Source organism: Microbacterium sp. 16-032 (genome assembly GCF_041079455.1).
GTDB classification, from domain to species: Bacteria; Actinomycetota; Actinomycetes; order Actinomycetales; family Microbacteriaceae; genus Microbacterium; species Microbacterium testaceum_A.
Genome location: NZ_JBFYGQ010000006.1, coordinates 165,421 through 188,292, shown reverse-complemented (window position 1 = coordinate 188,292; position 22,872 = coordinate 165,421). Strand labels below are relative to the sequence as shown.

The following is a 22,872-nucleotide window of genomic DNA, read 5'->3' as shown; positions in this document are numbered from 1 at the left end:
CGTCAGACCGCCGCGGTGCGGGGGACGTTGCGCTCGGTGCCGAGACCGACACCCAGCAGCACGACGGCGCTGGCGAGGTGCAGGAAGTGGTCGGGCGTGTTCAGCGCGAGGATGTTGGCCCCCGTGCCGACGAGGAAGAAGCCCACGATGCCGAGGAGCAGGTAGACGGCTCCGACGGTCGTGTTGACGCCCTTGGCGGCGCGTGCGTTGGCGAGACCCGAGACGAGGAGCGCGGCACCGATCAGAAGGTGAGCGATGTTGTGGAGCGGGTTGACCTCGAAGATGCCGAGGAGCAGACCGCCCTGCGTGGCGATGAAACCGACACCGCCGGTAACGGCGAAGCCGAGCAAACCGACCAGAAGGTAGACAGCGCCGAAGACGGTGGCCACGAGACGGTTGGGTGACGAGCTCATGATGAACCTCCCAGATTGTTGGCAGCGACCGTCCGGTCGCTTCACCACATCTTCGGAGACAATGCTCGATTCGGATTGGGCTTTGCGCCCGCCGGTGTTTCTCCGGTATGCGTCCGGAAACGACAGAAGGCCCCCGAGTACTCTCCGAGGCCCTCCGCAACAGATCCGACGATAGGGATCGGCGTCGACCGGACCGAGGGGATTGCATTTCCCGTGCTGTTCACGTAGCTCCGCATCTGCCACACTCTCGCCATGCATTTCGAAACGACGCTGTCGCAGATGGGCAACAACACCGGGATCGAGGTTCCCGCCGAGGTGCTCGACGCCCTCGGGGGTGGAAAGCGCGCCGCGGTGGTCGTCCAGGTGAACGGCTTCACCTACCGCAGCACGATCGGTTCGATGGGCGGCACGTCGCTGATCCCCTTCTCGTCCGACAAGCGGGCGAGCACCGGTCTGTCCGGAGGGGATGCCGTATCCGTCGACCTCACCCTCGACACCGAGCCCCGCTCGGTCGAGGTGCCCGAGGACCTTGCCGCAGCGCTCGCTGCGGCCGGTGCGCGCGACGCCTTCGACGCGCTTTCGCCGAGCGCGCGGAAGGCGCACGTGACCAATGTCGAGGCGGCGAAGGCGGCCGACACCCGCTCGCGCCGTATCGACGCGATCGTCGCGAAGCTGTCCTGAGCGATTGACGCTTCCCGGGCGATAGCCTGGACGGGGAGGTCACGTGGGGCGCACGAAAGAGGCCATCGCCGAGGGACTGTCGATCGCGACAGCCGCGGCGCGGCTCGCCGTGCGCAACCGCATACTCGTCGACACGATCGCCCGCGGTGGTCAGTTCGATGGCGAGGTCTTCGCCGAGCTGGCGCGCGAGACGCTGCGCTCCCTCGCCGACGAGCAGGACCAGGCCGCCGAGCGCGTGACCCACCAGCGTAAACGCGCGTGGGGGCGGTTCTCGGATTCGTCCGGCACCCACGACTACCGTGACCGCGACACGCGCAACCTCCGCCGTCGCGCGAAGCAGTCCCGCGGCGTCGCGAAGGAACTGCGCGCGCTCGCCGACGACCCCGAACGGGTCAAGGTGCTGGTCGGCGATGCGCGGATCGCCGCGTGGGGCGATGTCGAGGCGAACCTCAGCCAACGACTCGACGTCGAGGGAATGACGGCGGATGCCGATCCCGAGTACGCCCAGATGCGCAAGGCGCGGATGGACGCCCTGCGCATGGTCGATCTGGCCCGCCTCGCCTCACAGGCGAAGCGGCGGGCGAAGGAACGGGCCGCCGCCGACGAAGCGGAGGCGCCGAGCGACGCACCGGACGCGGGCAAGAGCGGCAAGAAGAAGAAGTCCGCCGCGCGCTGATCCTCGACTATCGCGTGGATCGTCTTCTGAGCCGGTTGCGGCTGGGATCATCGGCATCCGGGCAGAGAAAAAGCCCCGGCGGAGTTTCCTCACGCCGGGGCTTTTCTTACTGTCTCAACACAGTGTGCGCCCGAAGGGACTCGAACCCCTAACCTTCTGATCCGTAGTCAGATGCTCTATCCATTGAGCTACGGGCGCAGGGCCTCCGCGCGAAACGGCGCGCAGGCCGTGGTCCAGCATAGCCGGGACGATGGGAGACGTCTAATCGGCTCGGAACGGCGTGCATCCCGGGCGTGGCGCGTCGGTGACGGGAGGGTGTCGAGTCGGGGTGGGGACGTACGCTGGCGGGATGAGCGCATACACCTCCGCGTTCGAGCTGTTCTCCATCGGGATCGGACCCTCGAGCTCCCACACCGTCGGCCCCATGAAGGCCGCCCTCCAGTTCGTCGCGCGACTCGAGGATGACGGTGTCCTCGAGCGGGTGGCATCCGTTTCGTGCGCCCTGTACGGCTCCCTCGGAGCGACCGGCATCGGCCACGGCACCCCCGACGCGGTCGTGGCGGGCCTGCAGGGCCTCGACCCCGAGACCGTGGATCCGGATGCCGTGCGGCGGGCGTGGTCCGACTGGCCCGAGGGGCGGAGCCTCGCTCTCGCGGGTCGACACGAGATCCCGTTCGCGAAGGCCGACATCGCGCTCGAGCCGCGCACGCGCCTGCCCGGCCACCCGAACGCGATGACGCTCGTCGCGCGCGACGGCGAGGGGTCCGTGATCGCGGAGGACACGTTCTATTCGATCGGCGGGGGATTCATCCGGCGAGAAGGAGAGCCCGCGCGCGTGGCGGCGGCGCCGGTTCCTCTCGACTTCGATGACGCGGCGACCCTGATCGAGCTGTGCGACGAGCGCGGCATCACGATCGCCGAGGCCGCACGGCTGAACGAGGCGGCCCTGCGCTCCGACGAAGAGATCGCGGCGGGCTTGGATCGCATCTGGGATGCCATGGCGGCGTGCGTGAACGCCGGACTCGAGAACGACGGCGTGCTGCCCGGCATCCTGAAGGTGAAGCGACGGGCCGCGGTCATCCGAGGGCAGCTGGACGCCATCGAAGCCGAGGGGCACCGCGAGCTCCCGGGGGAGTGGCTCGGGGCGTTCGCGCTCGCCGTCAACGAGGAGAATGCCGCCGGCGGTCGTGTCGTCACCGCCCCCACGAACGGTGCCGCGGGGATCCTCCCCGCGGTCGCCATGTACTGGTGGCGCTTCCTGGCTGACTCGGGTCTCGGAGCCGGCAACGCCGTCACGCCCTACGGCGAGCTCGTCGGAAGCGCCCTGCTCGGCTACGACGGTCACGCGGTGACGCGCGGCGAGGTCGCGGAGTGGGGCGACGGCGACGTGGCCGAGGCGAACCGTCGACGCGGCATCCGCCGGTTCCTCCTCACCGCGACGGCTCTCGGCTCGCTCTTCAAAGCGAATGCGTCGATATCCGGCGCCGAGGGCGGCTGCCAGGCAGAGGTCGGGTCCGCGTGCGCGATGGCGGCGGGCGGCCTGACCGCGGTCATGGGCGGGACCAATCGGCAGATCGAGAACGCCGCCGAGATCGCCATGGAACATCACCTCGGTCTCACGTGCGACCCCGTCGGTGGGCTCGTGCAGATCCCCTGCATCGAGCGGAACGCGATCGCGGCATCGACCGCGGTGACGGCTGCCCGACTCGCTCTGCGCGGCGACGGGTCCCACTACGTCTCGTTGGATGCCGTCGTCGAGACGATGCGTCAGACGGGGATCGACATGTCGACGAAGTACAAGGAGACCAGCGAGGGCGGTCTCGCGGTGAACGTCATCGAGTGCTGAGGGCACCCGACGATCAGTCCTGCGCGCGCAGCTTCGCGGTGAGGGAGTGCAGCTGAGCGAGTTCGTCGTCGTCGAGCCGGGCCATGCGCTCGGCGATCGACCGGCCGTGCGCGGCGGCGATACGGCGGAACGTCACGGCGCCGTTCTCGGTGGCCGTGACGAGGGAGCCGCGGCCGTCTTCGGGGTCGGCGCATTTGGTCAGCAGGCCCCGTGACACCATGCGCTCGACCAGGCGCGACACGCTCGGCTGGCTGATGAGCATGTTGCCCGTGACATCGCGCAGGCGTGCCGTCATGCGCGGGGCGCGCGTGACGGTGAGCAGCACGTCGTACTCCGCCTGGGTCAGCTCGGTGCTGTCGAAATCCGACCGGATGTCTTCGAAGACCTCGTGCTGGGCGCGGAAAAGGCTCTCCCAGGCCTGCACGGCGAGACGGCGATCGGTCATAGGTTCAGCGTAGGGCCGACAGCGTCCCTCGCGCCCCGCGCGCGGTTAGCACACGCGGGTGGACGGACGAGTCACCTGCCGGTCATCTTCGTTCCCGTCGCCGTTCATGTGAGCGGACGGTGAGCTTCCTATGGTCGGAGCGTCCCCCCAGACGAAGGTGGCTCCGCCATGCGTTCTCCGCGTACCCGTTTCCTTTCCGCAACGCTGGCGACGATGCTCGTCGCCGGCATGGTCCCGATCCTCTCCGTCCCGGCCGCGCACGCCGCGCCCGGACCGGCCGAGATCGTGGTCACCGAGATCCTCGCCGACAACACCGGTGCCGATGACTTCGAATACGTCGAGATCCACAACGTCTCGAACGCGCCCGTCGACCTGGCGGCATCCGGGATCTCCTTCGCGTACTCGTACGCCGATTCGGCCGACCGCTCGCGCGACGTCGCCCTCACCGCCGAGCCGCTCACGCTCGCGAAGGGTGAGACGGCGTTGCTGTGGGTGAGCTACACCTCGGGCGCGGTCGACACCTCAGCCCGGACGGTCGAAGAGTTCCGCGCGCGTCACGGCGTCGACGAGGGCGTGCAGGTGGCCCGTCTCACCGGTCAAGCCGGGCTCGCGAACGGGGGCAACCGCGGGATACGCGTCCTCGACCACGGCGAGCTCTCGTCATGGTCGCACGCCCCGACCGGGGCGTTCGGCGTCGACCTCGCCGCGCACTTCCGGCTGCCGTCGGACTCTGCCGCGCAGCGGATGGACGTGCTCGCGGTGAACGCAGCACCCTCGCCCGGAACCGTGCTGCCCGAGGCCGTCACACGTCCCGGGGGTGATCCGTCGCCCGAGCCGAGCCCCGAGCCGACCGCGCCCGGCGAGACGCCGCCCGCGGGGGCGCCCCTGCAGGTGGCCGAGTTGCTTCCCGACTCCGCGAACGTGGGCGGATCCGATGGCTACGAGTTCATCGAGGTCTTCAACGCCACCGACGCCCCCATCGACTTCTCCGACTACGCGATCGACTACCTCTACCCGGTCGAGGGCACGGTCAGCCGGTGGCCGGCCGTTCCCTCCGACGTCGTCATCCCGGGGCGCGGGTCCCTCGTGTTCTGGATCAAGAACGGCGCGAGCGACGCCTTGACAGCGGCCGACTTCAACCGCCAGTTCGGCACCGACCTGGTCGCCGGGCGGTCCTTGGTCGAGATCTCGTCGGCGGGAATGGCGAACAGCAGTCCTCGCGGCATCCAGGTGTCCACCAACACCGGCCACCCGGTCAGCGCCGCCTTCTACAACCTCGACGGGCGCGACGACACCCAGGCCGACAAGGGGATCCGCTACGCGGCGACCGACGACGCGACGCGACAGCGCCTCGTCGATCTGGCCCCGGCCACCCCCGGTACCGTCCAGCCCGACCAGGTGGGTTCGAACCCCGTCGCCACCCCCGTCGACACGACGGCGCCCACGATCACCGATCGAACGGCGGCGCAGATCGCCCCCGGCGACGACTTCGTCATCGACCTCGCCATCAGCGACGACCACGAGGTCCGCACGGCGACGCTCGAACTGCGCAACGACGTCGACACCACCGCGTTGCGGGTCAACCTCACCGACGCGGGCGACGGAGTCTTCCGGCACACGGTGAAGGCCGTCGACCTCACCGGAAAGCACTGGTACGCCTACACGGTCACGGCGACCGACGGCACGAACGCCCAGACTTCGACGGAGCGCCGCGTCGACGTCGCCGGCACCTCCGACGACCCCGTGCGCCTCAATGTGGACGACGGTCGCTTCGTCAGCGGCACGACCGAGATCGTGGCATCCGGGAACGCGTATCCGAGTCCGCTGAGTCTGAGCATCGACGGGGCGACGGTCGCGACGGCACCCAGCCTCGAGGGGCGACCCACCTTCGTCTTCGAGGCGACGAACGTCAACTACTACTTCAAGAACGGCGTGCGCATCGCGGACGACGTGCTGACGATCTTCGACAAGGGCACCGAAGGGTGGGAGACCATCTCGACCCCCGTGCCGCTGAGCTACCTGTCGGAGGCCGACGACCTCACCGTGAGCGTCTGGGCCGGAACGAAGAAGGCCCCCGAGATCGACCCCGACGAGAACAACGACGACTTCGAGATCCGGGGGCTGCGTCTCGTGCTCCCCGACGGTCGCACCCTGACCCCGGCGGGTTACGACGACCCGGCCGCGGTGCTCAGGATGGGCGACAGCGCCGGGAAGCTCGACTTCTTCGACGCACGCTTCGCGATCCCCGACGACGCGTACTCGGCGGTGTCGCACGCCTGGGACACCACCTCCCGCGCTGACGGCGACGCGGTCGTCTCGGCCACCGACGGCGACGAGACGGTCACGCGCACCGTGCGCATCGACAACACCGCGCCCGTGGTGACCTCGCGCATCGTCGACGGCACCGCCTACCGCGGCCCGATCGACATCGATGCGCAGATCGTCGACGCCGGGTCGGGGGTCGCCTCGACCGTCGCTCGACTCGACGGCCGCGGGATCACCCTTCCCCTGAAGACGTCGTCGCTCGACCTCGAGGCCGGCGACCACCGGCTCGAGATCGTCGCGACCGACGGGGTCGGCAACACCACCACCTGGTCGGCCGTCTTCGAAACCTACGCGGAGCAGCCGGCCGCGGGGCTGCTCACCCCCGCCGACGGCGCCGAGGTCGCGGCCGGCGAGGTCACCCTGCAGGCGAAGGTCGAGGACCCGCAGGGGGACGCGCTCGACGTCGCCTTCCTCGAAGGTCGCCGACTCGATCTGGCCGACGGCGATGTGGCGGTGCGATCGGGCACGGTGGCCGACGCCGCCTCGGTCGATCGCTCGGAGCCGCAGACGCTGTCGCGCGCTCAGGTCGAGACCTTCGCCGCCGTCGACGGTCTGAGCGACGACGTCTCGAGCACCGAGGCGTTCCCGTACCAGCTCTTCGAGGTGGGAGTGGATGCCGCGGACGCGGGCGCCGACGTGCGATCGACGTGGTCGGGACGAGCGAACGCCGGGGCGACGGTCGTGCTGTCGGTGCAGCGTCGCGACGGTTCGGGCTGGGATGAAGTCGACCGACACGTCACCCGGAACGCCGACGAGGCCTTCGAGCTCGACGGAGTCGTTCCGATCGACGAGTACGGGGTCGACGGTGTCGTGCGCATGCTCGTCCAGCACTCCGAGGGTTTCGCGGCACCCGATCAGAGCACGCGCGACACCGCGGTGGCCCCGCACAATGCCTCCGACGTGCCGCGTTCGGACTATGACTTCACCCTCGGGTGGGAGTCTGACACGCAGTACTACAACGAGAACGAGATGGCGGGGAACCCCTACAAGCACCAGGAGGCCATCCACTCCTACTTCCTCGACCGTCGAGAAGAACTGAACCTGCAGTACGTGTTCCACACCGGCGACATCGTGGACGACTACGACGTCATCCCGCAGTGGGACCGGGCGGCGGTGCAGTACGACCGCCTCGACGCGGCGGGTCTGCCGTACGGGGTGCTCGCCGGCAATCACGACGTCGGCCATGACGTGGGCGACTACACGAACTACGGCCGGTACTTCGGAGAGGACCGTTTCGCCGCCAGCCCCTGGTACGGCGGCAGTTACGAGAACAATCGCGGCCACTACGACCTCGTGTCGGCGGGCGGCATCGACTTCCTCATGCTGTACACCGGGTGGCTACCGGACGATGCGTCGATCGCGTGGATGAACGACGTCTTGAAGCGCTACCCCGATCGCGTCGCGATCGTGGCTCAGCACGAGTTCATCCTCACCACGGGAGGACTGGGGGCCATCCCGCAGCGGGTGCTCGACGAGGTGGTGGCTCCCAATCCGAACGTGCGGATGGTGATGTCGGGGCATTATCACGACGCCTTCCTCCGGACGGATGCCTTCGACGACGATGGAGACGGCGTCGACGAACGCACCGTGTATTCGATGCTGTTCGACTACCAGGGCCTGCCCGAGGGAGGGCTCGGGTTCCTGCGCCTGATGCACTTCGACAACGCGGGCGAGCGCATGATGGTGCGCACCTATTCGCCGTCGCTCGACCAGTACAACTCCGACGAGCCGAGCCTGCTCGGTCCGGCCAACGACCCGTACGCGCAGCAGGAGTTCGAGCTGACGTACGACCAGCTCGGCATCCAGCCGCGTGAGCGCACGCTCGGCACGGACGCGTTCTCGGCCGAGGTGCTCGGCACGAACCAGATCGCCTCGTTCTCGGATGTCGACAGCGGAAGCGTGCTGTCGGCGACCTGGACGCTGACCGAGGAGGGGGAGCGGGGATGGTACGTGCGATCGACGGATCCGTTCGGCGCCGTGGACTCCTCGCGCGTCGCGCTCTTCACCGTGCGCGCGGTCTCCGTCGGGCCGGGGGATCCGGGTGCGCCGGGTGCCCCGGGGCCGGGTTCGCCCGGACAGCCGGGTGCGGGTTCGCCGGACCGCCCGGGTGCGGGAACCGGTGACGGTTCGACCGCGGACGGGGCAGAGGGAGGGAATCGACCGGGGCGCGCGCCTCTCGCGGTGACGGGGGCGGATGCCGCCGTGCTGGTGCCGTGGGCGGTGGGAGCGGCGCTGCTGCTCGCGGTCGGCGCGACCCTGCTCGCTATTCGACGACGACCGCGCCGGACCTGACCACCACGACGGCGCCTGCCCCTCGGGGTGGGCGCCGTCGGCGATGGTGGCGGCGGATGCGCGCGGGCGTCGGGTGCCGGCATCCGTTCGAGAGAGAAGGGGGCTGATCGAGGGCGAGAGTAAGGGCCGGTCGGAGAGGCTTCCGACCGGCCCTTGTCCCTGCACCAAGAGTGTCCTGCAATCACATGTCGGTAGCTGCCACAGCAAAACAACTACCGTGCGAGCACTCTATAACGGTGAGGTAACGGAGGGGAAGGGCTCGCCGTTATATTTTCGTGATCGATTCTCCGAGGGATCTCCGCGTCACCGCAGAGAGATCTGGGGACTGCGCGGATCCCCCTCCGGAGGGCCGTTCCCCGCACTCGGAGGCGCGGCATCGCCCTACGATCGTCTGGTGGACACACCGCGGGTGGCGACCTCGCCGCCTCGCTGGTGCGAATGAGGGGTGGGGCAGGTGAACCGACGTCAGCAGGGCATGGCCGAGGCGCGGCGCGCGATCATCGAGGCGGCCGGCGAGCAGTTCGCGATCCGCGGCTACGAGGGCGCGTCGTTCGCGCGCGTGGCCGAGGCGATGGGCCGCCCCAAGTCCGCCATCGGGTACCACCAGTTCGCCTCCAAGACGGCGCTGGCCGTCGCGGTGATCGAGTCGCAGCAGGCGCGGTGGCGCGAGATCGAGGGGGGATTGCCGCAGCCCCACGGGCTCGAGCGTCTCGCTGCGCTGCTGTTGGCGGCGTCGTTGGACGCCCGTTCGTGCCCGGTCGCGGCCGGCGCCACGCGGCTCCTCCATGAACTGCGCAAACAGGGGGTCGAGGTGCCCGACGGCTTCGATTGGTACGGCATCATCGCCGCCGAACTCGACGCCGCCGCCCGCGCGCACGGGGTCGCCGAGGTCCCCTCGTTCGCCCCCGAGCTGCTCCTGGGGGCGACCTTCGGCGTCTACGAGACCGGGGACGTCGACGACGCCGCGCTGGCGTCGCGTCTTACATCGCTCTGGGTGCCCCTGCTGCGCTCGTTCGGATTCCTCGACGCCGAGGACGAGGTGCAGCGAGCCGCCGCGCAGGAGTTCGTGCCTCTTCCGCACTGATTCCGCATCACGTCGTCGCGCGATGAGCGAGGGATGGGGCGGCTCAGCGTCCGCGCACGTGATTCCACTGCGTGATGACCTCGGAGCCGTGCTCGAAGCCGAGCTCGCTGACGGCCGAAGTGCCCAGGATGAAGTATCGCCCGCCCGCCGCCGTGAGACCGAGCCAGGTGCCCGCGAGAGCGCGGAGGAAGTGGGAGTGCGAGAAGAGCAGAACCTGCTGACCGGCGCGCACGCGGGGCCGGAGCTCGGCGAGCAGGGACTGTGCGCGCTCGGTGACCTGCTCAACGGTCTCTCCGGGGGTGGCCCCCGCGGGGGCTCCGGCCTGCCAGATCGTCCACGGGCGGCCGAGTTGCTCGATGATCTCGGGGGTCGTCAGGCCCTCGTAGGCGCCGTAGTCCCACTCGACCAGGCGCGGCTCGTGCTGCGCGTCGCCGTAGCCCGCGCGCTCGGCGGTTTCGATCGCCCGCTGGAGGGGGCTGGTGAGCACGAGGTCGTATCGACGCGTGGCGAGAAGAGTCCCGGCGAGCTCGGCCTTGTACGCACCGGTCTCGGTCAGGGGGATGTCGGTGAGCCCGGTGTGCTTGCCGGTCCGACTCCATTCGGTCTCGCCGTGCCTCACGAGCACGATGCGCCCGTCGGGTTCGGTCAACACTTCGTCTTTCACCGTCTCATCCTCCCGCGTCGCCGTAGTTTCGCATTCCGAAACGGACGAAGGGCCGGTCGGGAAATCCCGACCGGCCCTTTCCTGCACCAGAGTGTCCTGCAATCACATGTCGGTAGCTGCCACAGCAAAACAACTACCGTGCTTGCACTCTATAACGGTGAGATAACGGAGCGGAAGAGGGGTCGGGGCGTTCTTTTCTCTTTCATAGGTTACGAGTGGCGAAGGGGGCTTCTCCCCACTCTCTGCGTTTCGCGATCTCTCCCCCGCGGCCCGCCCGACGACCCGTGGATGTCGGAGGTCGTCGCTAGCATGCACACATGTCCTCGCGGATCTCCTCTCCCGCCGATTCCGCGGGGTCGAGCGTGCGCGAGGCGCTGGTGGCCGAGGCCCTCGCCGCCGATGCCGCGCTCGCCGCGGCCGAGGCCCGGCGCACGCGGGCCTACGCCGCTCTCGGCCAGTACGGCCTGACGCGCGCCACCGAGCACAGGTCGTCCGTGCGCGCGTCCGATATGGCGATGCGAGAGATCGCGTCCGAGGTGGCCGCGGTGGCGCGCCTCTCCGACCGCACCGTGCAGACGCACATCGGTCGGGCGCTGCAACTCGTCGACGACTACCCCGCTGTCGTCGACGCCTGGGAGGCGGGCGCTCTCACTCGAGCCCACGTGCGGATCGTGCTGGATGCCGGGGCCGCCCTGCCCGAGGAACGGCGTCCGGAGTTCGACACCCTCGCCGTGGGGCTGGCCGCCCAGCTCAGCCCGGGGCGGCTGCGTTCGCGGTTGGCCGCGCTCGCCGAGAAGCTGAACCCGACGACGCTGACCGAGAGGCACCAGCGGGGCCGCGAGACGCGGTGCGTCCGGGTCGTGCCGGGCGTGGACGGCATGTCCGACCTCATCGCGACTCTTCCCACCGTGCTCGCGGTGGGCATCTACGACCGGCTGACGCTGCAGAGCCGCGCGGTGATCGACGCGCGGACGGTCGGCGGCCCGGACCCGCAGGTGGACCGCACGACCGCCGAACCTGTTCAGGGCCAGGGAGCGACGGCATCCGCCGTCGACGAACGCACGACCGACCAGTTGCGCGCCGACATCCTGGCCGACCTTCTTCTGGCGGCGGCTCCCGTCGCCGATCCGACCCGCTCCGGGGACGGTCCCGGCGTGCTCGGGGAGATCCGTGCTCGCGTGCAGGTCGTCGTGCCCGCACTGACGATGCTGCGGCCCGGCGACGAGAACCTCGACCCTGCGGAACTCGTCGGGCACGGTCCCATCGACGCCGAGACCGCTCGTGGCATCGCGGAATCCACGACCATCCCCTGGGATCGCGTGGTCACCCATCCCGTCACGGGGGCCGTGCTGTTCACCGACACGTATCAGCGGTCCTCCGCCATCGACCGGCACCTCCGCGCCCGCGACCGGCGTTGCCGGTGGCCCGGGTGCGCTGTCCCCGCCGTCCGGTGCGAGGTCGATCACACGGTCGACTGGGCCTTGGGTGGAACGACTCGCGTCGACAATCTCGCCCACCTGTGCCAGCGGCACCACTCGCAGAAGCAGTTCACCCGGTGGAAGGTGAGGCAGAGAGCCGGCGGCATCCTGGAATGGACGTCTCCGTCCGGTCGTGTCTACGCGGACGAGCCGCTGCCCTACGCTCCCGCCGTGCGCTTCCTGCCTGACGATCCGTCGCCACCCGACGACGAGGCGGCCCCGTTCTGAGTGTCTGCGAACCCGGGCCTCACGCCTGAGTCACATTGGGGCTGTGCGCTCGCCCGTGTCCTCCCGGGTCAGCGCGCGCGTCCACGCAATTTCGCGGGAGAGCTGTCCCGTTCGTCGGAACAACTGCACCTGGTACGTGTCCGGGAGGGCAGCGGCCAGCTCGTCCCGATCGGCGGGGGCGAACCCCAGGCCCTGCCAGAACGGACCAGAGCGGCGGCTGAACAACCACGCGCGCGAAGCGCCTTCGTCGGCTGCGCGCGCAAGAGCGAAGCGAGCCAGAGCGCCGCCGAGGCCCCGCGAGCGCGTCTCGGGACGGACGGCCACGCTGCGGATGAGAGCGTGTCGCCCGTCGCCGCTCAGCTCGTACCCGGTGCTGCCGATCACCGCTCCCGCCTGATCGCGTTCGACCCACAACCGCACTTCCGGGGCGTCGAGGCCGCTCAGGGTGAGATCGACCGCCTCGAGGAACGCCGTCAGCGCTCCGATATCGCGGGGACGACAGGGTTCGAGGTCCATGTGCCGAGTCAACCAGTCATTTCAGCGGTTCCCCGCTGGCCCACCGATTCGCGAGCCGCCGCCCGCCTGGGAGGATGGGGCGGTGCCTCACGACATCCGCCTCATCGCCGTCGACATGGACGGCACCCTCCTCGACGGCGAGGGCAACATCCCCGACCCGCTCTGGAGCCTTCTGCCCCGGCTGGCGGAGCGCGGAGTGGCCTTCGTCCCCGCCTCGGGTCGGCAGCTCGCCACGCTGCAGCGATCGTTCGGCGAAGCCGCGGGCGAGATGACCTTCATCGCCGAGAACGGCGCGTACGTCGTCCGCGCGGGCGTCGAGGTCTCGTCCGACGCGATCGATCGCGAGGTCGTCGAGCGGGTCGTCCGTCACCTCCGCGATCTCGGTGAGCGGGGATACGACCTGGGGGTCGTGCTGTGCGGAAAGCGTTCGGCCTACATCGAGCGCACCGACGACGCCTTCCGCGCCGAGGCCGACACGTACTACGCGGCGCTCAAGGCGGTCGACGACATCCTCGAGGTCGACGACGACGTCCTGAAGATCGCGATCTACGACTTCGCCGTCGCCGAGCACAGCGTCGGTCGCGCGCTCGACGAGATCGCCGAAACACACCGTGTCGTGGTGTCGGGGCGTCACTGGGTCGACATCATGAACCTTCACGTCGACAAGGGCGCGGCCCTCGCGCGGCTGCAAGAGGCGCTCGACGTCGTGCCCGCGCAGACGGCCGCCTTCGGCGACTACCTCAACGACCTCGAGATGCTGGATGCCGCCGACTGGTCGTACGCGATGCGCGAGGCCCACCCCGAGGTCGTCGCTCGCGCGCGCTACCGCGCCCCCTCGAATCTCGACCACGGCGTCGTCACGACGATCCGCGAACTGTTCCCCGAGTCGTAGGGCGAGCTCAGACGCCCGACGCGTCCAGCGCCGCCGCGAGATCGGCGATCAGGTCGTCGGGATCCTCCAGACCCACCGACAACCGCAGGTGCCCGTAGCGTCGGAACTCTTCCGGATACGTCACCGTCCGCGGTCCGTCCGCGGCGGTGTGCACGATGAGGCTGTCGTCGTGACCGAGAGAGAACCCCGAGGTGACGAGGCGGAGCTGACCGACCATGCGGTTCTGCGCGTCGGGTCCGCCGTCGACGGCGAACGCCATCATGCCGCCGTATCCCCGCCCGCCGAACTGGCGTCGCGCGGTCTCATGGCCCGGGTGCGAGGGCAGGCCCGGGTAGGCGACGAACGCCACCCGGGGGTCGGCCTCGAGGAACGCGGCGATCCGCTCCGCCGATGACAGGTGCTGGCGCAGGCGCAGGGGGAGCGTCACGGATCCACGTTCGATCATCCAGGCGTTGAAGGGCGAGATGACGCCGCCGACGTCGACCATCGCGTCGGCCTTGATCGGCTCGATCAGCTCCGACCGCCCGATCACCGCCCCGCCCATCGCATCGCCGTGACCGTTGATGTACTTCGTCAGCGAGTGCACGACCAGATCGGCACCGTCGGCGAGCGGTCGGTAGAACGGAGGCGGGGTGAAGGTGGAGTCCACCATCAGCAGCGCTCCGGCCGCGTGCGCGATGTCCGCGATCGCGGCGACGTCCGTGACCTTGGTGGTCGGGTTCGCGATCGCCTCGACGCACACGAGCTTCGTCTCGGGCCGCATCGCCGCGCGGACGGCATCCGGATCCGAGATGTCGACGAAGGTGGCATGGATGCCATAGCGGCGGGGGAGCAGCTCGCTCCAGAGCCGCCAGGTGGCCTCGTAGACGACGTCGCTCACCACGACGTGGTCGCCCGCGCGCACGTGCGTGAAGAACACCGCGTGGAGGGCGGCGACCCCGGAGGCGAGGGCGACGGCCTCTTCTCCGCCCTCGAGGGCGGCGAGCTTGCGCTCGAGGGCGAGCTGGTTGACGCCGGTGTTGCGGGTGTAGAGCCCGGGCGCGGTGGCCGACCAGCTGATCTCGCTCGGGTCTTCGGGGAGCTCGTAGGAGTTCGACATGACCAGCGGCGTGCGCAGAGCGCGAGTGCTGTCGAGCTGCTTGCCGCCGTGGACGGCGAGGCTCGCCTCGGCGAGCGTGTCGCTGTCGGTGCGGTCGGGGCGCTCTGCCATCTCGCCGTCCTTCCTCCGGCACCGACTGGACTCGGTGCGCTCCATTCAGCGTAGCCAGCGGTCATCAACTACTCTGACGTGCGGTCGCCCGAACGCGCGGCCCTCGAGGACGAATGCGAGAACCCTCATGAACCGACCCTCGGGTCCCGCCGTCGACCGCGCCGAGTCGGGCGAGCCGAAGAGGCAGCTCCGCCGCGCGATGGACGCGCGCCACCTCGTGATGATCGCCCTCGGCGGCGTCATCGGGTCGGGTCTCTTCCTGAGCTCGGGTTACACGATCGCCCAGGCGGGTCCGCTCGGGGCCGTGCTCGCGTACCTGCTCGGCGCTTTCGTCGTGTGGCTCGTGATGGTGTGCCTCGGCGAGCTCGCGGTGACCTACCCCGTCTCGGGCTCGATCCACATCTACGCCGCGCGCACCATGGGGCCGGCGACGGGCTTCGCCACGGCGTGGCTGTACTGGCTGTGCTGGGTCGTCGCGCTGGGGTCGGAGTTCACGGCATCCGGGATCCTCATGCAGAGGTGGTTCCCGAACGTCGACGTGTGGGTGTGGTGCGTGGTCTTCGCCGCGGTGCTGTTCACCCTCAACGCCATCTCGGCCCGCGTGTTCGGTGAGACCGAGTTCTGGTTCGCCCTCATCAAGGTGCTCGCGATCGTCGCCCTTATCGTGCTGGGCGGCATGGCGATCTTCGGCTTCACCCCGCTCTCGTCCGAGCCGCACGAGGCGGTGCTGCTGAGCAACTTCGTCACGCCCGAGGGGCTTCTGCCCGCGGGTCTCGGCGGAGTGCTCATCACCTCGCTCGCCGTGTTCTACGCCTTCAGCGGTGCGGAGATCGTCGGTGTCGCCGCCGGTGAGACGAAGGACCCCGCCCGCAATATCCCCCGCGCGCTGCGCTCGACGGTGCTGCGTCTGCTCGTGCTCTTCGTCGGCTCGATCGTCGTGATCGCCGCGCTCCTGCCGTACGACAGGGCCGGCGTCAGCGAGAGCCCCTTCGTCGAGGTCTTCGACATCGTCGGGGTGCCCTACGCCGCCGACATCATGAACTTCGTCGTCATCACGGCCCTGCTCTCGGTGGGCAACAGCGGGCTGTACTCCTGCGCGCGCATGCTCTTCTCCCTCGCTGAAGAGGGGTACGCGCCGCGCGCCTTCACGAAGCTCACTCGCCGCGGCATCCCCATGGTGGCGCTGTTGGTGAGCCTCGCGATCGGCCTCGTCTCGCTGATCACCAGCGTCGTCGCCGCCGAGACGGTGTACATCGTGCTCGTGTCGATCGCCGGCTTCGCGGCGGTGGCGGTGTGGATGGCGATCGTCGCTGCGCAGTTCTTCCACCGGCGCCAGTTCTTGCGCGAGGGAGGAGACCTCTCGACCCTCGCCTACCGCACGCCGATGTACCCGCTCGTGCCGATCCTCGCCTTCGTGCTGTTGACCGCGTCGATCGTGGCGATCGCGTTCGACCCGAACCAGGTCGCCGCCCTGTACTTCGGCATCCCGTTCGTGGGGCTCTGCTACCTGTTCTTCTGGCTGCGCTACGGCCGTAAGGGTACGGTTCCCGAGCGCCGCGATGAAGAGGCGCCGGTCGCCTGAACCGTGCGGTGTGTACACCGCGTCCAGCCCGCCGCCGCTCGCACGCCAGAGTGGCGGATGCCGAGAGCTCGCCGCCCGCAGTAGCGTCGCCGGAACATCGAGCACGCGGGAGGGCCCATGGAAACCGTCGACACTCTGGTCGTCGGGGCGGGGATCTCGGGGCTCGCCGCCGCTCGTCTCCTCGTGCGGGGCGGGCACCGGGTCGTCGTGCTCGAGGCGCGGGACCGGGTGGGTGGGCGCGTGTTCACCGATCGCTCCGGCGGCCACGTCACCGACCGCGGCGCATCGTGGATCCACGGCATCACCGACAGCCCCGTCGCGGCCGCGGCGCGAGCCTTCGGCATGCCGATGGTGGAGTTCACCGTCGGCGGGTATCAGCCCGACTCCCGCCCGTTGACGTACTTCGACGCCCGGGGGCGGCGCCTCGATTCCGACGCGGTGGCGGGATACGCCGCAGACATCCGCGCGCTCAACGCGACGCTCACGCGCGTCATCGGCGACGCCGAGCCGGACGCGACCTACGCGGACGTCGTCGAGCGTGCTCTCGCTCTACAGGACTGGGATGCCGAGCGTAAGGAGCGTGTGCGGGAGTACAACGACCGCCGCGCTCAGGAGCAGTACGGCATCGGCATGGCCGAGCTCGGTGCCCACGGTCTCGACGATGACACCGTCGACGGCGACGAGGTCGTCTTCCCCCGGGGCTACGACGAGCTCGCGACGAACCTCGCGGTGGGTCTCGACGTCCGTCTCGGTCACGTCGTCTCGCGCGTCGAGCGTTCGGCCGCCGGCGTCGTGGTCGACACGGACCGCGGGACGTTCGTGGCGAGGGAGGCCGTGGTCACGGTCCCCGTCGGCGTCTTGCACGCCGGAGGCCTGGTGATCGAGCCCCCTCTCCCGCAGCCGCATCGCCGGGCGCTCGGGCTGCTCCGGATGAACGCCTTCGAGAAGGTGGTGCTGCGCTTCGCCGAGCGATTCTGGGATGCCGGGGTCTACGGCATCCGTCAGCTCGGCGACGAGGGGGAGTGGTGGCACTCCTGGTACGACCTCGGGCGGCTTCACGACGAGCCCGCCCTACTCACGTTCGCCGCGGGTCCCGCCGCGGTGGCGACGCGCGAGTGGAGCGACGAGCGGATCATCGCGTCGACCATGGTCCAGCTGCGCCGCCTCTACGGCGACGGTGTGCCCGATCCGACGAGCGCGATCGTCACGCGTTGGCAGGACGACCCGTTCTCACGGGGGTCGTACGCGTACATGCTCCCCGGTTCGGTCGGCGCCGACCACGACGATCTCGCCACCCCGGTCGACGGGGTGCTGCATCTCGCCGGAGAAGCGACGTGGGGTGACGACCCCGCCACCGTCCCCGGTGCACTGCTCTCGGGGCACCGGGCGGCGCAGAACGTTCTCGCTCGCGAGATCCCCGTCAGCGACCTGTGGGCGTGATTCCGCAGCGCGGCTCCGGCCCCGTCGCCACGGGCAGCTCGGGGTGGTTCGACCACTGGCTCCACGACCCGGCGAAGACCCGCGGCTCGAAGCCCGCGAGCGTCAGGGCGACCGCCTGGTGCGCCGCCGTCACGCCCGACCCGCAGTAGACGCCGACGCTCATGCCGTCGTCGGCCCCCAGCATTTGGAACCGCGAACGCAGGTCGTCGGGGGAGCGGAAGCGGCCGTCGCCGCCGACGTTCTCGGTGGTCGGGGCGCTCACCGCTCCGGGCACGTGGCCCGCGCGCGGGTCGATGGGTTCCACCTCGCCGCGATAGCGCTCGCCCGCCCGCGCGTCGAGCAGGAGGCCGTCCTCGGCGAACGCGGCCACCTCGTCGAGTGCGAGGGTGGGCATCGCGCCGTAGGCCAGCGAGATCGAGCCGGGGGCGGGAGTCGCGGCATCCCCCTCCTCGAGCGCGAAGCCGGCCTCGGTCCACGCCGTCAGCGCCCCGTCGAGCAGGCGCACGTCGGCGACCCCGGCCGCGCGCAGCAGCCACCAGGCGCGGGCGCTCGACATGTTCTTCAGGTCGTCGTAGACGACGACCGTGTCGCCCTCGTCGACGCCCCACCGGCGGGCGGTTCGCTCGAACGACTCGAGGGAGGGGAGCGGATGCCGGCCCTCGGTCGGCGCGCCGTGGGTGGCCAGGTCGTGGTCGAGGTCGACGTACTGTGCGCCCGGGAGGTGCCCGGCGCGGTAGTCGGGCCGCCCGTCGGGGCGGTCCAGTCGCCAGCGCACGTCGAGCACCCGGACGGGACCGCCGTCGGCGTAGCGGCCCGCGGACAGGGCGTCGTGCAGTTCTTCGGCGGTGGTGAGGATCGAGGCCATGCCCTCAGTCTGTCGCTCCGGCGGGTGCGGCGGCACCACCCGTGCGACCGTCGGCCACGCGTGCCCGTGCCCGGTCGTGTCGCGAGGCGACGGGCACGATCTCGGTCGCCCGCGGCAGACCCATCGGCGGGGTTGCGACGTAGATGGTCTCGGCGCGCTCGACCACGTGCGTCTCGTGCCAGATGCCGACCGCGCCGGGGGTCTTCCGCGCCCGCTGGTTGAAACGCGTCCAGGCGGGCCGGTGCTCCTGGGCCGGCGCCGAGGCGTAGGCGTAGAGCTTGTCGAGCGACGACCAGTACTGCACGAGGTAGGGACCCCGGGAGCCGAGCAGCATCGTGAAACCGAGGAGCCCGGAGTCGGGGTCGGTGCTCAGCTCGCGCAGCATCCTGGGCATGTCGCCCATCAGCGGCATCCACTGGTCGGGTCGCCACCACTTGTTGACCGTCATGCCGATGTGGAAGACGACGAGCTCGCCGTCGTAGCGGTGGGTCATTCGTCCCGGATTGATGGATGCCATGGCTCGTCCTCACTCGATAGTGTCACTATCCAGTGTTGGATAGTCTTGCTATCGAGTCAAGGGGCGAGCGGTGCGGATCTCGGAACTGTCGGCGACCAGCGGAGTACCCGTCGCCACCATCAAGTACTACCTGCGCGAGCGACTGCTGCCCGAGGGCGAGCGCACCTCGCCGACGCAGGCGAGCTACGGAGCCTCGCACGTGCAGCGCCTCGGCGTCATCCGCGCGCTCGTCGACGCGGGCGTCGGGATCGCGGGGGTGCGCAAGGTGATCGGCGTGCTCGAAGAGCCGCCCGAGAACCCCTACGACCTGCTCGGCGCCGCCAATGCCGCCGTGACCCCGGTGGTCGACGGCGACCTCGACGTGACCGCGGCGACCGCGCTGCTCGAGCGCATGGGCGGATCGCCCGTCGACTGTTTTCCCGACCAGCTCCGTGCCGTCGCCCAGGCCCTCGCGACACTCGATCGCGCCGGGTTCACCGTGCCGCCGTCGGTGATGGACAGCTACGTCACGCATCTCGCCGCGATCGGCGAGGCGGAGCTCGCCGCGACACCCGAGACGTCGATGGACGACGCGGTGCGCTACGTCGTGCTCGGCACCGCACTCGTCGAGCCGCTCATTCTGGCCCTGCGGCGGGTCGGCGAGCAGATCGCGGCGTCGAGACGCTTCTCGGCGGAAGGCTAGGGGTTTGGATTCGACGCCGCGCCGTCGAGCCAGAGGGTGTCGCTCTTGTCGCCGTGCGGCCCGCTGCGGCCGACGTGCGTGTCGCCGATCTGCGGGCCCTTCGTGATCACGTGCACGAGGGCCATGCCGTGGCCGCGCCCGAGGTCGTAGTCGTCCTTCAACCATTCGAGGATCGGGGTCGCCTTCGTGCCCGGACCGAAACCGCGTTCGGCGGCGAGGGCGACGAACTGCCGCGGGGTGAGACCCGTCTTGGTCTCGATGTTGTCGAGATACGCCTGGAAAGACATGGCCGCAGGCTAGCGCGCACCTCCGACAGGGGTCCAGGCGAGAGCGCGGATCGGCCTCGCCGGCCGTTGTACGGTCGAGGGATGGTCGTCACCGTGCATCGTTCCGCTGTCGCCGACATCGCCCCGCTCACGCTGTACCGCATCCTGTGGATGCGAGTGGCCGTGTTCGTGGTCGAGCAGGAGGCCGCTTACCCCGAGATCGACGGCCGCGACATCGAGCCCGGCGCCGAGCTGTTCTGGGCCGCCGACGGCGACGAGATCCTCGCGACGCTCCGCGTTCTCCGGGAGGCGGGGAACACGCGCATCGGCCGGGTCGCCACCGCTCCCGCGGCTCGAGGGCGCGGCATCGCCGCCGACCTCATGCGGGCGGCGATCGATCTTCTGGATGCCGACGCTCCCGGCATCCCGATCCTGCTCGACGCTCAGGCGCACCTCGCCTCCTGGTACGGACGGTTCGGCTTCGTCGTGTCGGGAGCCCCCTTCGCCGAGGACGGGATCCCCCACGTGCCGATGCGGCGCACCCACCTCGCCGGCGAGCGCTGACCTAGAGCTGGATGCCGTTGTCCTCGTCGTTCACCCCGACGTTGCGTCCGCGGCTCGACTCGTAAGCGAGGAGCCACCCGACCGACACGGCGGCGGCGATGACGATGCCGAGCCACACGTTCTGCCACACGAGGCCGAACAGCACCCCCAGGCCGAGCAGGAGCACGCTTCCGAGAACCCAGTACGTCCGTCCGCGTGGCCAGCCCGTTCCCGTCTGCGTCATGGGCTCAGCCTAGGGGTCACCGATCGCGGTGATCCTCGGGGTGCAGGCGCGGGCCGCGGCGCGGTTCGAGCGCAGAGCCGGCATAGATCAGACGGATGACGCGCTGACGGTGCCCGGCGAACGGCTCGAGCAGCTCGAGCATGCCGTCGTCGTCGATGCGATGCCCGGTGAGGGCGAAACCCACCTGATGGGAGAGATGGTAGTCGCCGACGCTCACGGCATCCGGATCGCCGAAAGCACGGATCCGCGTCTCGGCGCTCGTCCAGATGCCCACCCCGCGGAGGCTGATGAAGACGCGATCGCGGGCCTCGCCGTCGACGGCCGCCTCGGCGGCACGGACGATGGAGGCGCCCCGGCGCGACGTCTCGACGATGGTGCGCGACTGCGGCGGCTCGAGACCCGCGCGATGCCACGCCCACGAGGGGACGAGGCGCCATCCGTCGACGTCGGGAGGAGCGAACATCGGCCGAGGGGTCGGACCGGGAGCGCGCTCGCCGTACCAGGTGACGATGCTCCGCCAGGCGGAGAAGGCCTGCATGCTCGTGACCTTCTGCTCCATGATGGCGCTGACCAGCGCATCGAAGACGAGGTCGGTGCGGCCGATACGGAGGTCGGGGTGCCGGCGATGCCACTCGGCGACGGACGGATGCCGCGACGCGTCGAAACCGTCGGGATCGTCGTCGCGACCGCACAGCGCGGGCAACTGGTCGAGAGCCCACTCGGCTCCCGGCCCCCACGCCGCGGCCTTGACCGCACCGCCGACGCGCATGCGCAAGGCGAGGGTGGCGACCCCGAGGGGGGTGCGACTCACCCGCCAGACGACGCCCCCGGCCGAGAGCGGCTGCGAGGCGAAGTACGTGGGGTCGTTCGCACCGTGACGCTGTGCCGCGACGGCACGGCCGATGTCGACCGGACGGGCGGGGCGGTACTCCGACTCGATCGGGTCGCCCGCGGGAGCGGCCGATTCACGCGGCGCGTGATGCGCGCGGACTCCGACCGACCTCATGCCGACACCCTACGTCCGAGCGCCGACATCGCGGCATCCGCTCCCATGCAGAGAGCGGGAGGGGGCGTCAGAACCGGTCGGGCGAGGGCGTGCCGTGTCCGTAGCGGATCGACACGTCGGCGTGGCGGTCGAAGCGGTACCCGACGCCGCGCACGGTGCGCACGATGTCCTCGTACACGCCGAGCTTCGCGCGCAGGCGCCGCACGTGCACGTCGATGGTGCGCTCGCCCGGGGCGTCATCGTCGGTCGAGCCCTCCCAGAGGGATGCCACCAGCTCGGTGCGCTCGATCGTGCGGCCTTCGCGCAGAACGAGGTACTGCAGCAGCTCGAACTCCTTGAACGTGAACGCAGCGGACTCGCCGTCGATGAGCACGCGCTTGCGCGAGATGTCGACCACGACGCCTCCCGGCGCGCGGTCCTCTTCGGCGGGCTCGTCCTTGGTGCGTGCGATCGCCGACGGCTCGTGCAGGGCGAGACGCACCACGTCCACGTCGCGGCCACCGGACCCGACCGGGGCGAGGGCGACCGTCGCGTAGGTCTCGGCGGCGGGGGCCAGCTCGCCGAGCGTACGGCGGAGGGCTTCGACGAGAGTACCGAGGCTGACGCCGGCGGCGGCGGCCTTCGCCTCGTCGATGCCGACGTAGAGAGCGAAGCCCCGCGGGGCGGTGGTGGCGGGGGCGGCGGGGCGAGCCGCAGGGGCCGACGCTGCGGTCGCGTGGGGAGCGGCGTCGCGGGCGGCGGGACGGGCGGCGGCGGTGGAGGGGCGGTCGAGAACGGCGGAGATCGACATGAGGAGAGAATCCTTGGGTGTGTGAACCCGGGCGTCAACGAGAGCGGGGTTCGACGGGAGGGAGAGGCCGGAGGGCCGGAGTGCGGTGCCGGGGTACGCGTGATCGACGCGGACGTCAGGCGGCCGAGGGACGACGTCGGTGTTCAGAAACCGAGGTGGTCCGAGCGAGGGTCGCTGTTAGCGGCAC

Annotated in this window: 22 protein-coding genes and 1 tRNA gene; 11 read left to right on the top strand and 12 right to left on the bottom strand. The window is 70.2% G+C overall.

The features are described 5' to 3' along the window. Positions 1–2 precede the first annotated feature (2 nt). On the bottom strand, positions 3–413 hold the full coding sequence (locus AB6V31_RS14560) for a DUF4383 domain-containing protein (RefSeq protein ID WP_056224073.1): 411 nt from the start codon (positions 411–413) through the stop codon (positions 3–5). A gap of 252 nt (positions 414–665) precedes the next feature. Between AB6V31_RS14560 and AB6V31_RS14555 the strand changes: the two genes are divergently transcribed. Continuing rightward, positions 666–1,094 (top strand): YdeI/OmpD-associated family protein, encoded by a 429-nt coding sequence (locus AB6V31_RS14555; protein WP_369366485.1) that lies wholly within the window; start codon positions 666–668, stop codon positions 1,092–1,094. 43 nt (positions 1,095–1,137) lie between these two features. Then, complete coding sequence (locus tag AB6V31_RS14550; protein ID WP_056224071.1) at positions 1,138–1,770, top strand: hypothetical protein; 633 nt, start codon at positions 1,138–1,140, stop codon at positions 1,768–1,770. A gap of 125 nt (positions 1,771–1,895) precedes the next feature. Here the strand turns inward: AB6V31_RS14550 and AB6V31_RS14545 are convergent. Beyond that, positions 1,896–1,968, bottom strand: a tRNA-Arg gene (locus AB6V31_RS14545). A 151-nt stretch (positions 1,969–2,119) separates the two neighbouring features. On the opposite strand from AB6V31_RS14545, the gene AB6V31_RS14540 reads away from it, so the two are divergent. After that, positions 2,120–3,616, top strand: coding sequence for an L-serine ammonia-lyase, iron-sulfur-dependent, subunit alpha (locus tag AB6V31_RS14540; RefSeq protein WP_369366482.1), 1,497 nt, complete (start codon positions 2,120–2,122; stop codon positions 3,614–3,616). Positions 3,617–3,629: 13 nt separating this feature from the next. Here the strand turns inward: AB6V31_RS14540 and AB6V31_RS14535 are convergent, their stop codons facing one another. Further along, positions 3,630–4,061 (bottom strand): MarR family winged helix-turn-helix transcriptional regulator, encoded by a 432-nt coding sequence (locus tag AB6V31_RS14535; protein WP_056224067.1) that lies wholly within the window; start codon positions 4,059–4,061, stop codon positions 3,630–3,632. Positions 4,062–4,229: 168 nt separating this feature from the next. Here AB6V31_RS14535 and AB6V31_RS14530 point away from each other — a divergent pair, with 168 nt between their 5' ends. Together AB6V31_RS14530 and AB6V31_RS14525 are read left to right on the top strand one after the other, a co-directional pair. After that, entirely contained in the window at positions 4,230–8,678 is a 4,449-nt protein-coding gene (locus AB6V31_RS14530) for a metallophosphoesterase (RefSeq protein ID WP_369366480.1), read from the top strand. A gap of 454 nt (positions 8,679–9,132) precedes the next feature. Continuing rightward, complete coding sequence (locus AB6V31_RS14525) at positions 9,133–9,762, top strand: TetR family transcriptional regulator (RefSeq protein WP_369366478.1); 630 nt, start codon at positions 9,133–9,135, stop codon at positions 9,760–9,762. A 43-nt stretch (positions 9,763–9,805) separates the two neighbouring features. Here AB6V31_RS14525 and AB6V31_RS14520 read toward each other — a convergent pair whose 3' ends face one another. Then, entirely contained in the window at positions 9,806–10,426 is a 621-nt protein-coding gene (locus tag AB6V31_RS14520) for a histidine phosphatase family protein (protein WP_369366477.1), read from the bottom strand. Between the two features lie 317 nt (positions 10,427–10,743). Between AB6V31_RS14520 and AB6V31_RS14515 the strand changes: the two genes are divergently transcribed. Further along, positions 10,744–12,132 carry a DUF222 domain-containing protein gene (locus AB6V31_RS14515; protein ID WP_369366475.1) on the top strand — a complete coding sequence of 463 codons (1,389 nt, stop codon included), beginning with the start codon at positions 10,744–10,746 and terminating at the stop codon, positions 12,130–12,132. A 30-nt stretch (positions 12,133–12,162) separates the two neighbouring features. Here AB6V31_RS14515 and AB6V31_RS14510 read toward each other — a convergent pair whose 3' ends face one another. Next, a complete protein-coding gene (locus AB6V31_RS14510) occupies positions 12,163–12,648 on the bottom strand; it encodes a GNAT family N-acetyltransferase (protein ID WP_074695357.1) in 486 nt (161 codons plus the stop codon). A gap of 82 nt (positions 12,649–12,730) precedes the next feature. On the opposite strand from AB6V31_RS14510, the gene AB6V31_RS14505 reads away from it, so the two are divergent. Continuing rightward, on the top strand, positions 12,731–13,540 hold the full coding sequence (locus AB6V31_RS14505) for a Cof-type HAD-IIB family hydrolase (RefSeq protein ID WP_369366474.1): 810 nt from the start codon (positions 12,731–12,733) through the stop codon (positions 13,538–13,540). Between the two features lie 7 nt (positions 13,541–13,547). On the opposite strand, the gene AB6V31_RS14500 is transcribed toward AB6V31_RS14505, so the two are convergent. After that, positions 13,548–14,750, bottom strand: a complete 1,203-nt coding sequence (locus tag AB6V31_RS14500; protein ID WP_056224059.1) for a PLP-dependent aspartate aminotransferase family protein — start codon at positions 14,748–14,750, stop codon at positions 13,548–13,550. A 127-nt stretch (positions 14,751–14,877) separates the two neighbouring features. Between AB6V31_RS14500 and AB6V31_RS14495 the strand changes: the two genes are divergently transcribed. Further along, positions 14,878–16,332: an amino acid permease gene (locus AB6V31_RS14495; RefSeq protein WP_369366472.1), complete on the top strand. Its 1,455-nt coding sequence runs from the start codon at positions 14,878–14,880 to the stop codon at positions 16,330–16,332. Between the two features lie 117 nt (positions 16,333–16,449). Next, positions 16,450–17,772, top strand: coding sequence for a flavin monoamine oxidase family protein (locus AB6V31_RS14490; protein WP_369366470.1), 1,323 nt, complete (start codon positions 16,450–16,452; stop codon positions 17,770–17,772). Here the strand turns inward: AB6V31_RS14490 and AB6V31_RS14485 are convergent. Together AB6V31_RS14485 and AB6V31_RS14480 are read right to left on the bottom strand one after the other, a co-directional pair. Beyond that, a complete protein-coding gene (locus tag AB6V31_RS14485) occupies positions 17,753–18,637 on the bottom strand; it encodes a sulfurtransferase (RefSeq protein ID WP_369366468.1) in 885 nt (294 codons plus the stop codon). The genes AB6V31_RS14490 and AB6V31_RS14485 overlap by 20 nt on opposite strands. A 4-nt stretch (positions 18,638–18,641) precedes the next feature. Then, positions 18,642–19,154 (bottom strand): DUF4188 domain-containing protein, encoded by a 513-nt coding sequence (locus AB6V31_RS14480; RefSeq protein ID WP_369366467.1) that lies wholly within the window; start codon positions 19,152–19,154, stop codon positions 18,642–18,644. 70 nt (positions 19,155–19,224) lie between these two features. On the opposite strand from AB6V31_RS14480, the gene AB6V31_RS14475 reads away from it, so the two are divergent. Further along, positions 19,225–19,836 (top strand): MerR family transcriptional regulator, encoded by a 612-nt coding sequence (locus tag AB6V31_RS14475; RefSeq protein ID WP_369366465.1) that lies wholly within the window; start codon positions 19,225–19,227, stop codon positions 19,834–19,836. Here the strand turns inward: AB6V31_RS14475 and AB6V31_RS14470 are convergent. Continuing rightward, positions 19,833–20,123, bottom strand: coding sequence for a DUF4287 domain-containing protein (locus AB6V31_RS14470; RefSeq protein WP_074695368.1), 291 nt, complete (start codon positions 20,121–20,123; stop codon positions 19,833–19,835). The two genes, AB6V31_RS14475 and AB6V31_RS14470, sit on opposite strands and share 4 nt — an antisense overlap. A gap of 81 nt (positions 20,124–20,204) precedes the next feature. Between AB6V31_RS14470 and AB6V31_RS14465 the strand changes: the two genes are divergently transcribed. Beyond that, positions 20,205–20,666, top strand: a complete 462-nt coding sequence (locus AB6V31_RS14465; protein WP_369366463.1) for a GNAT family N-acetyltransferase — start codon at positions 20,205–20,207, stop codon at positions 20,664–20,666. Between the two features lies 1 nt (position 20,667). Here AB6V31_RS14465 and AB6V31_RS14460 read toward each other — a convergent pair whose 3' ends face one another. The 3 genes from AB6V31_RS14460 to AB6V31_RS14450 form a co-directional block, all read right to left on the bottom strand. After that, positions 20,668–20,889: a hypothetical protein gene (locus AB6V31_RS14460; protein ID WP_074695372.1), complete on the bottom strand. Its 222-nt coding sequence runs from the start codon at positions 20,887–20,889 to the stop codon at positions 20,668–20,670. 16 nt (positions 20,890–20,905) lie between these two features. Beyond that, positions 20,906–21,895 (bottom strand): DNA-3-methyladenine glycosylase, encoded by a 990-nt coding sequence (locus AB6V31_RS14455; protein ID WP_369366461.1) that lies wholly within the window; start codon positions 21,893–21,895, stop codon positions 20,906–20,908. Between the two features lie 67 nt (positions 21,896–21,962). Then, positions 21,963–22,685 (bottom strand): winged helix-turn-helix domain-containing protein, encoded by a 723-nt coding sequence (locus AB6V31_RS14450; RefSeq protein WP_056224041.1) that lies wholly within the window; start codon positions 22,683–22,685, stop codon positions 21,963–21,965. Positions 22,686–22,872: the final 187 nt, after the last annotated feature.

What these genes read in the sequence shown, in the direction of transcription:
- AB6V31_RS14560 (WP_056224073.1), bottom strand. Translation starts at nt 413, where the DNA reads ATGAGCTCGTCACCCAACCGTCTCGTGGCCACCGTCTTCGGCGCTGTC.
- AB6V31_RS14555 (WP_369366485.1), top strand. Translation starts at nt 666, where the DNA reads ATGCATTTCGAAACGACGCTGTCGCAGATGGGCAACAACACCGGGATC.
- AB6V31_RS14540 (WP_369366482.1), top strand. Translation starts at nt 2,120, where the DNA reads ATGAGCGCATACACCTCCGCGTTCGAGCTGTTCTCCATCGGGATCGGA.
- AB6V31_RS14535 (WP_056224067.1), bottom strand. Translation starts at nt 4,061, where the DNA reads ATGACCGATCGCCGTCTCGCCGTGCAGGCCTGGGAGAGCCTTTTCCGC.
- AB6V31_RS14530 (WP_369366480.1), top strand. Translation starts at nt 4,230, where the DNA reads ATGCGTTCTCCGCGTACCCGTTTCCTTTCCGCAACGCTGGCGACGATG.
- AB6V31_RS14515 (WP_369366475.1), top strand. Translation starts at nt 10,744, where the DNA reads ATGTCCTCGCGGATCTCCTCTCCCGCCGATTCCGCGGGGTCGAGCGTG.
- AB6V31_RS14510 (WP_074695357.1), bottom strand. Translation starts at nt 12,648, where the DNA reads ATGGACCTCGAACCCTGTCGTCCCCGCGATATCGGAGCGCTGACGGCG.
- AB6V31_RS14500 (WP_056224059.1), bottom strand. Translation starts at nt 14,750, where the DNA reads ATGGCAGAGCGCCCCGACCGCACCGACAGCGACACGCTCGCCGAGGCG.
- AB6V31_RS14495 (WP_369366472.1), top strand. Translation starts at nt 14,878, where the DNA reads ATGAACCGACCCTCGGGTCCCGCCGTCGACCGCGCCGAGTCGGGCGAG.
- AB6V31_RS14490 (WP_369366470.1), top strand. Translation starts at nt 16,450, where the DNA reads ATGGAAACCGTCGACACTCTGGTCGTCGGGGCGGGGATCTCGGGGCTC.
- AB6V31_RS14485 (WP_369366468.1), bottom strand. Translation starts at nt 18,637, where the DNA reads ATGGCCTCGATCCTCACCACCGCCGAAGAACTGCACGACGCCCTGTCC.
- AB6V31_RS14480 (WP_369366467.1), bottom strand. Translation starts at nt 19,154, where the DNA reads ATGGCATCCATCAATCCGGGACGAATGACCCACCGCTACGACGGCGAG.
- AB6V31_RS14470 (WP_074695368.1), bottom strand. Translation starts at nt 20,123, where the DNA reads ATGTCTTTCCAGGCGTATCTCGACAACATCGAGACCAAGACGGGTCTC.
- AB6V31_RS14465 (WP_369366463.1), top strand. Translation starts at nt 20,205, where the DNA reads ATGGTCGTCACCGTGCATCGTTCCGCTGTCGCCGACATCGCCCCGCTC.
- AB6V31_RS14460 (WP_074695372.1), bottom strand. Translation starts at nt 20,889, where the DNA reads ATGACGCAGACGGGAACGGGCTGGCCACGCGGACGGACGTACTGGGTT.
- AB6V31_RS14455 (WP_369366461.1), bottom strand. Translation starts at nt 21,895, where the DNA reads ATGAGGTCGGTCGGAGTCCGCGCGCATCACGCGCCGCGTGAATCGGCC.
- AB6V31_RS14450 (WP_056224041.1), bottom strand. Translation starts at nt 22,685, where the DNA reads ATGTCGATCTCCGCCGTTCTCGACCGCCCCTCCACCGCCGCCGCCCGT.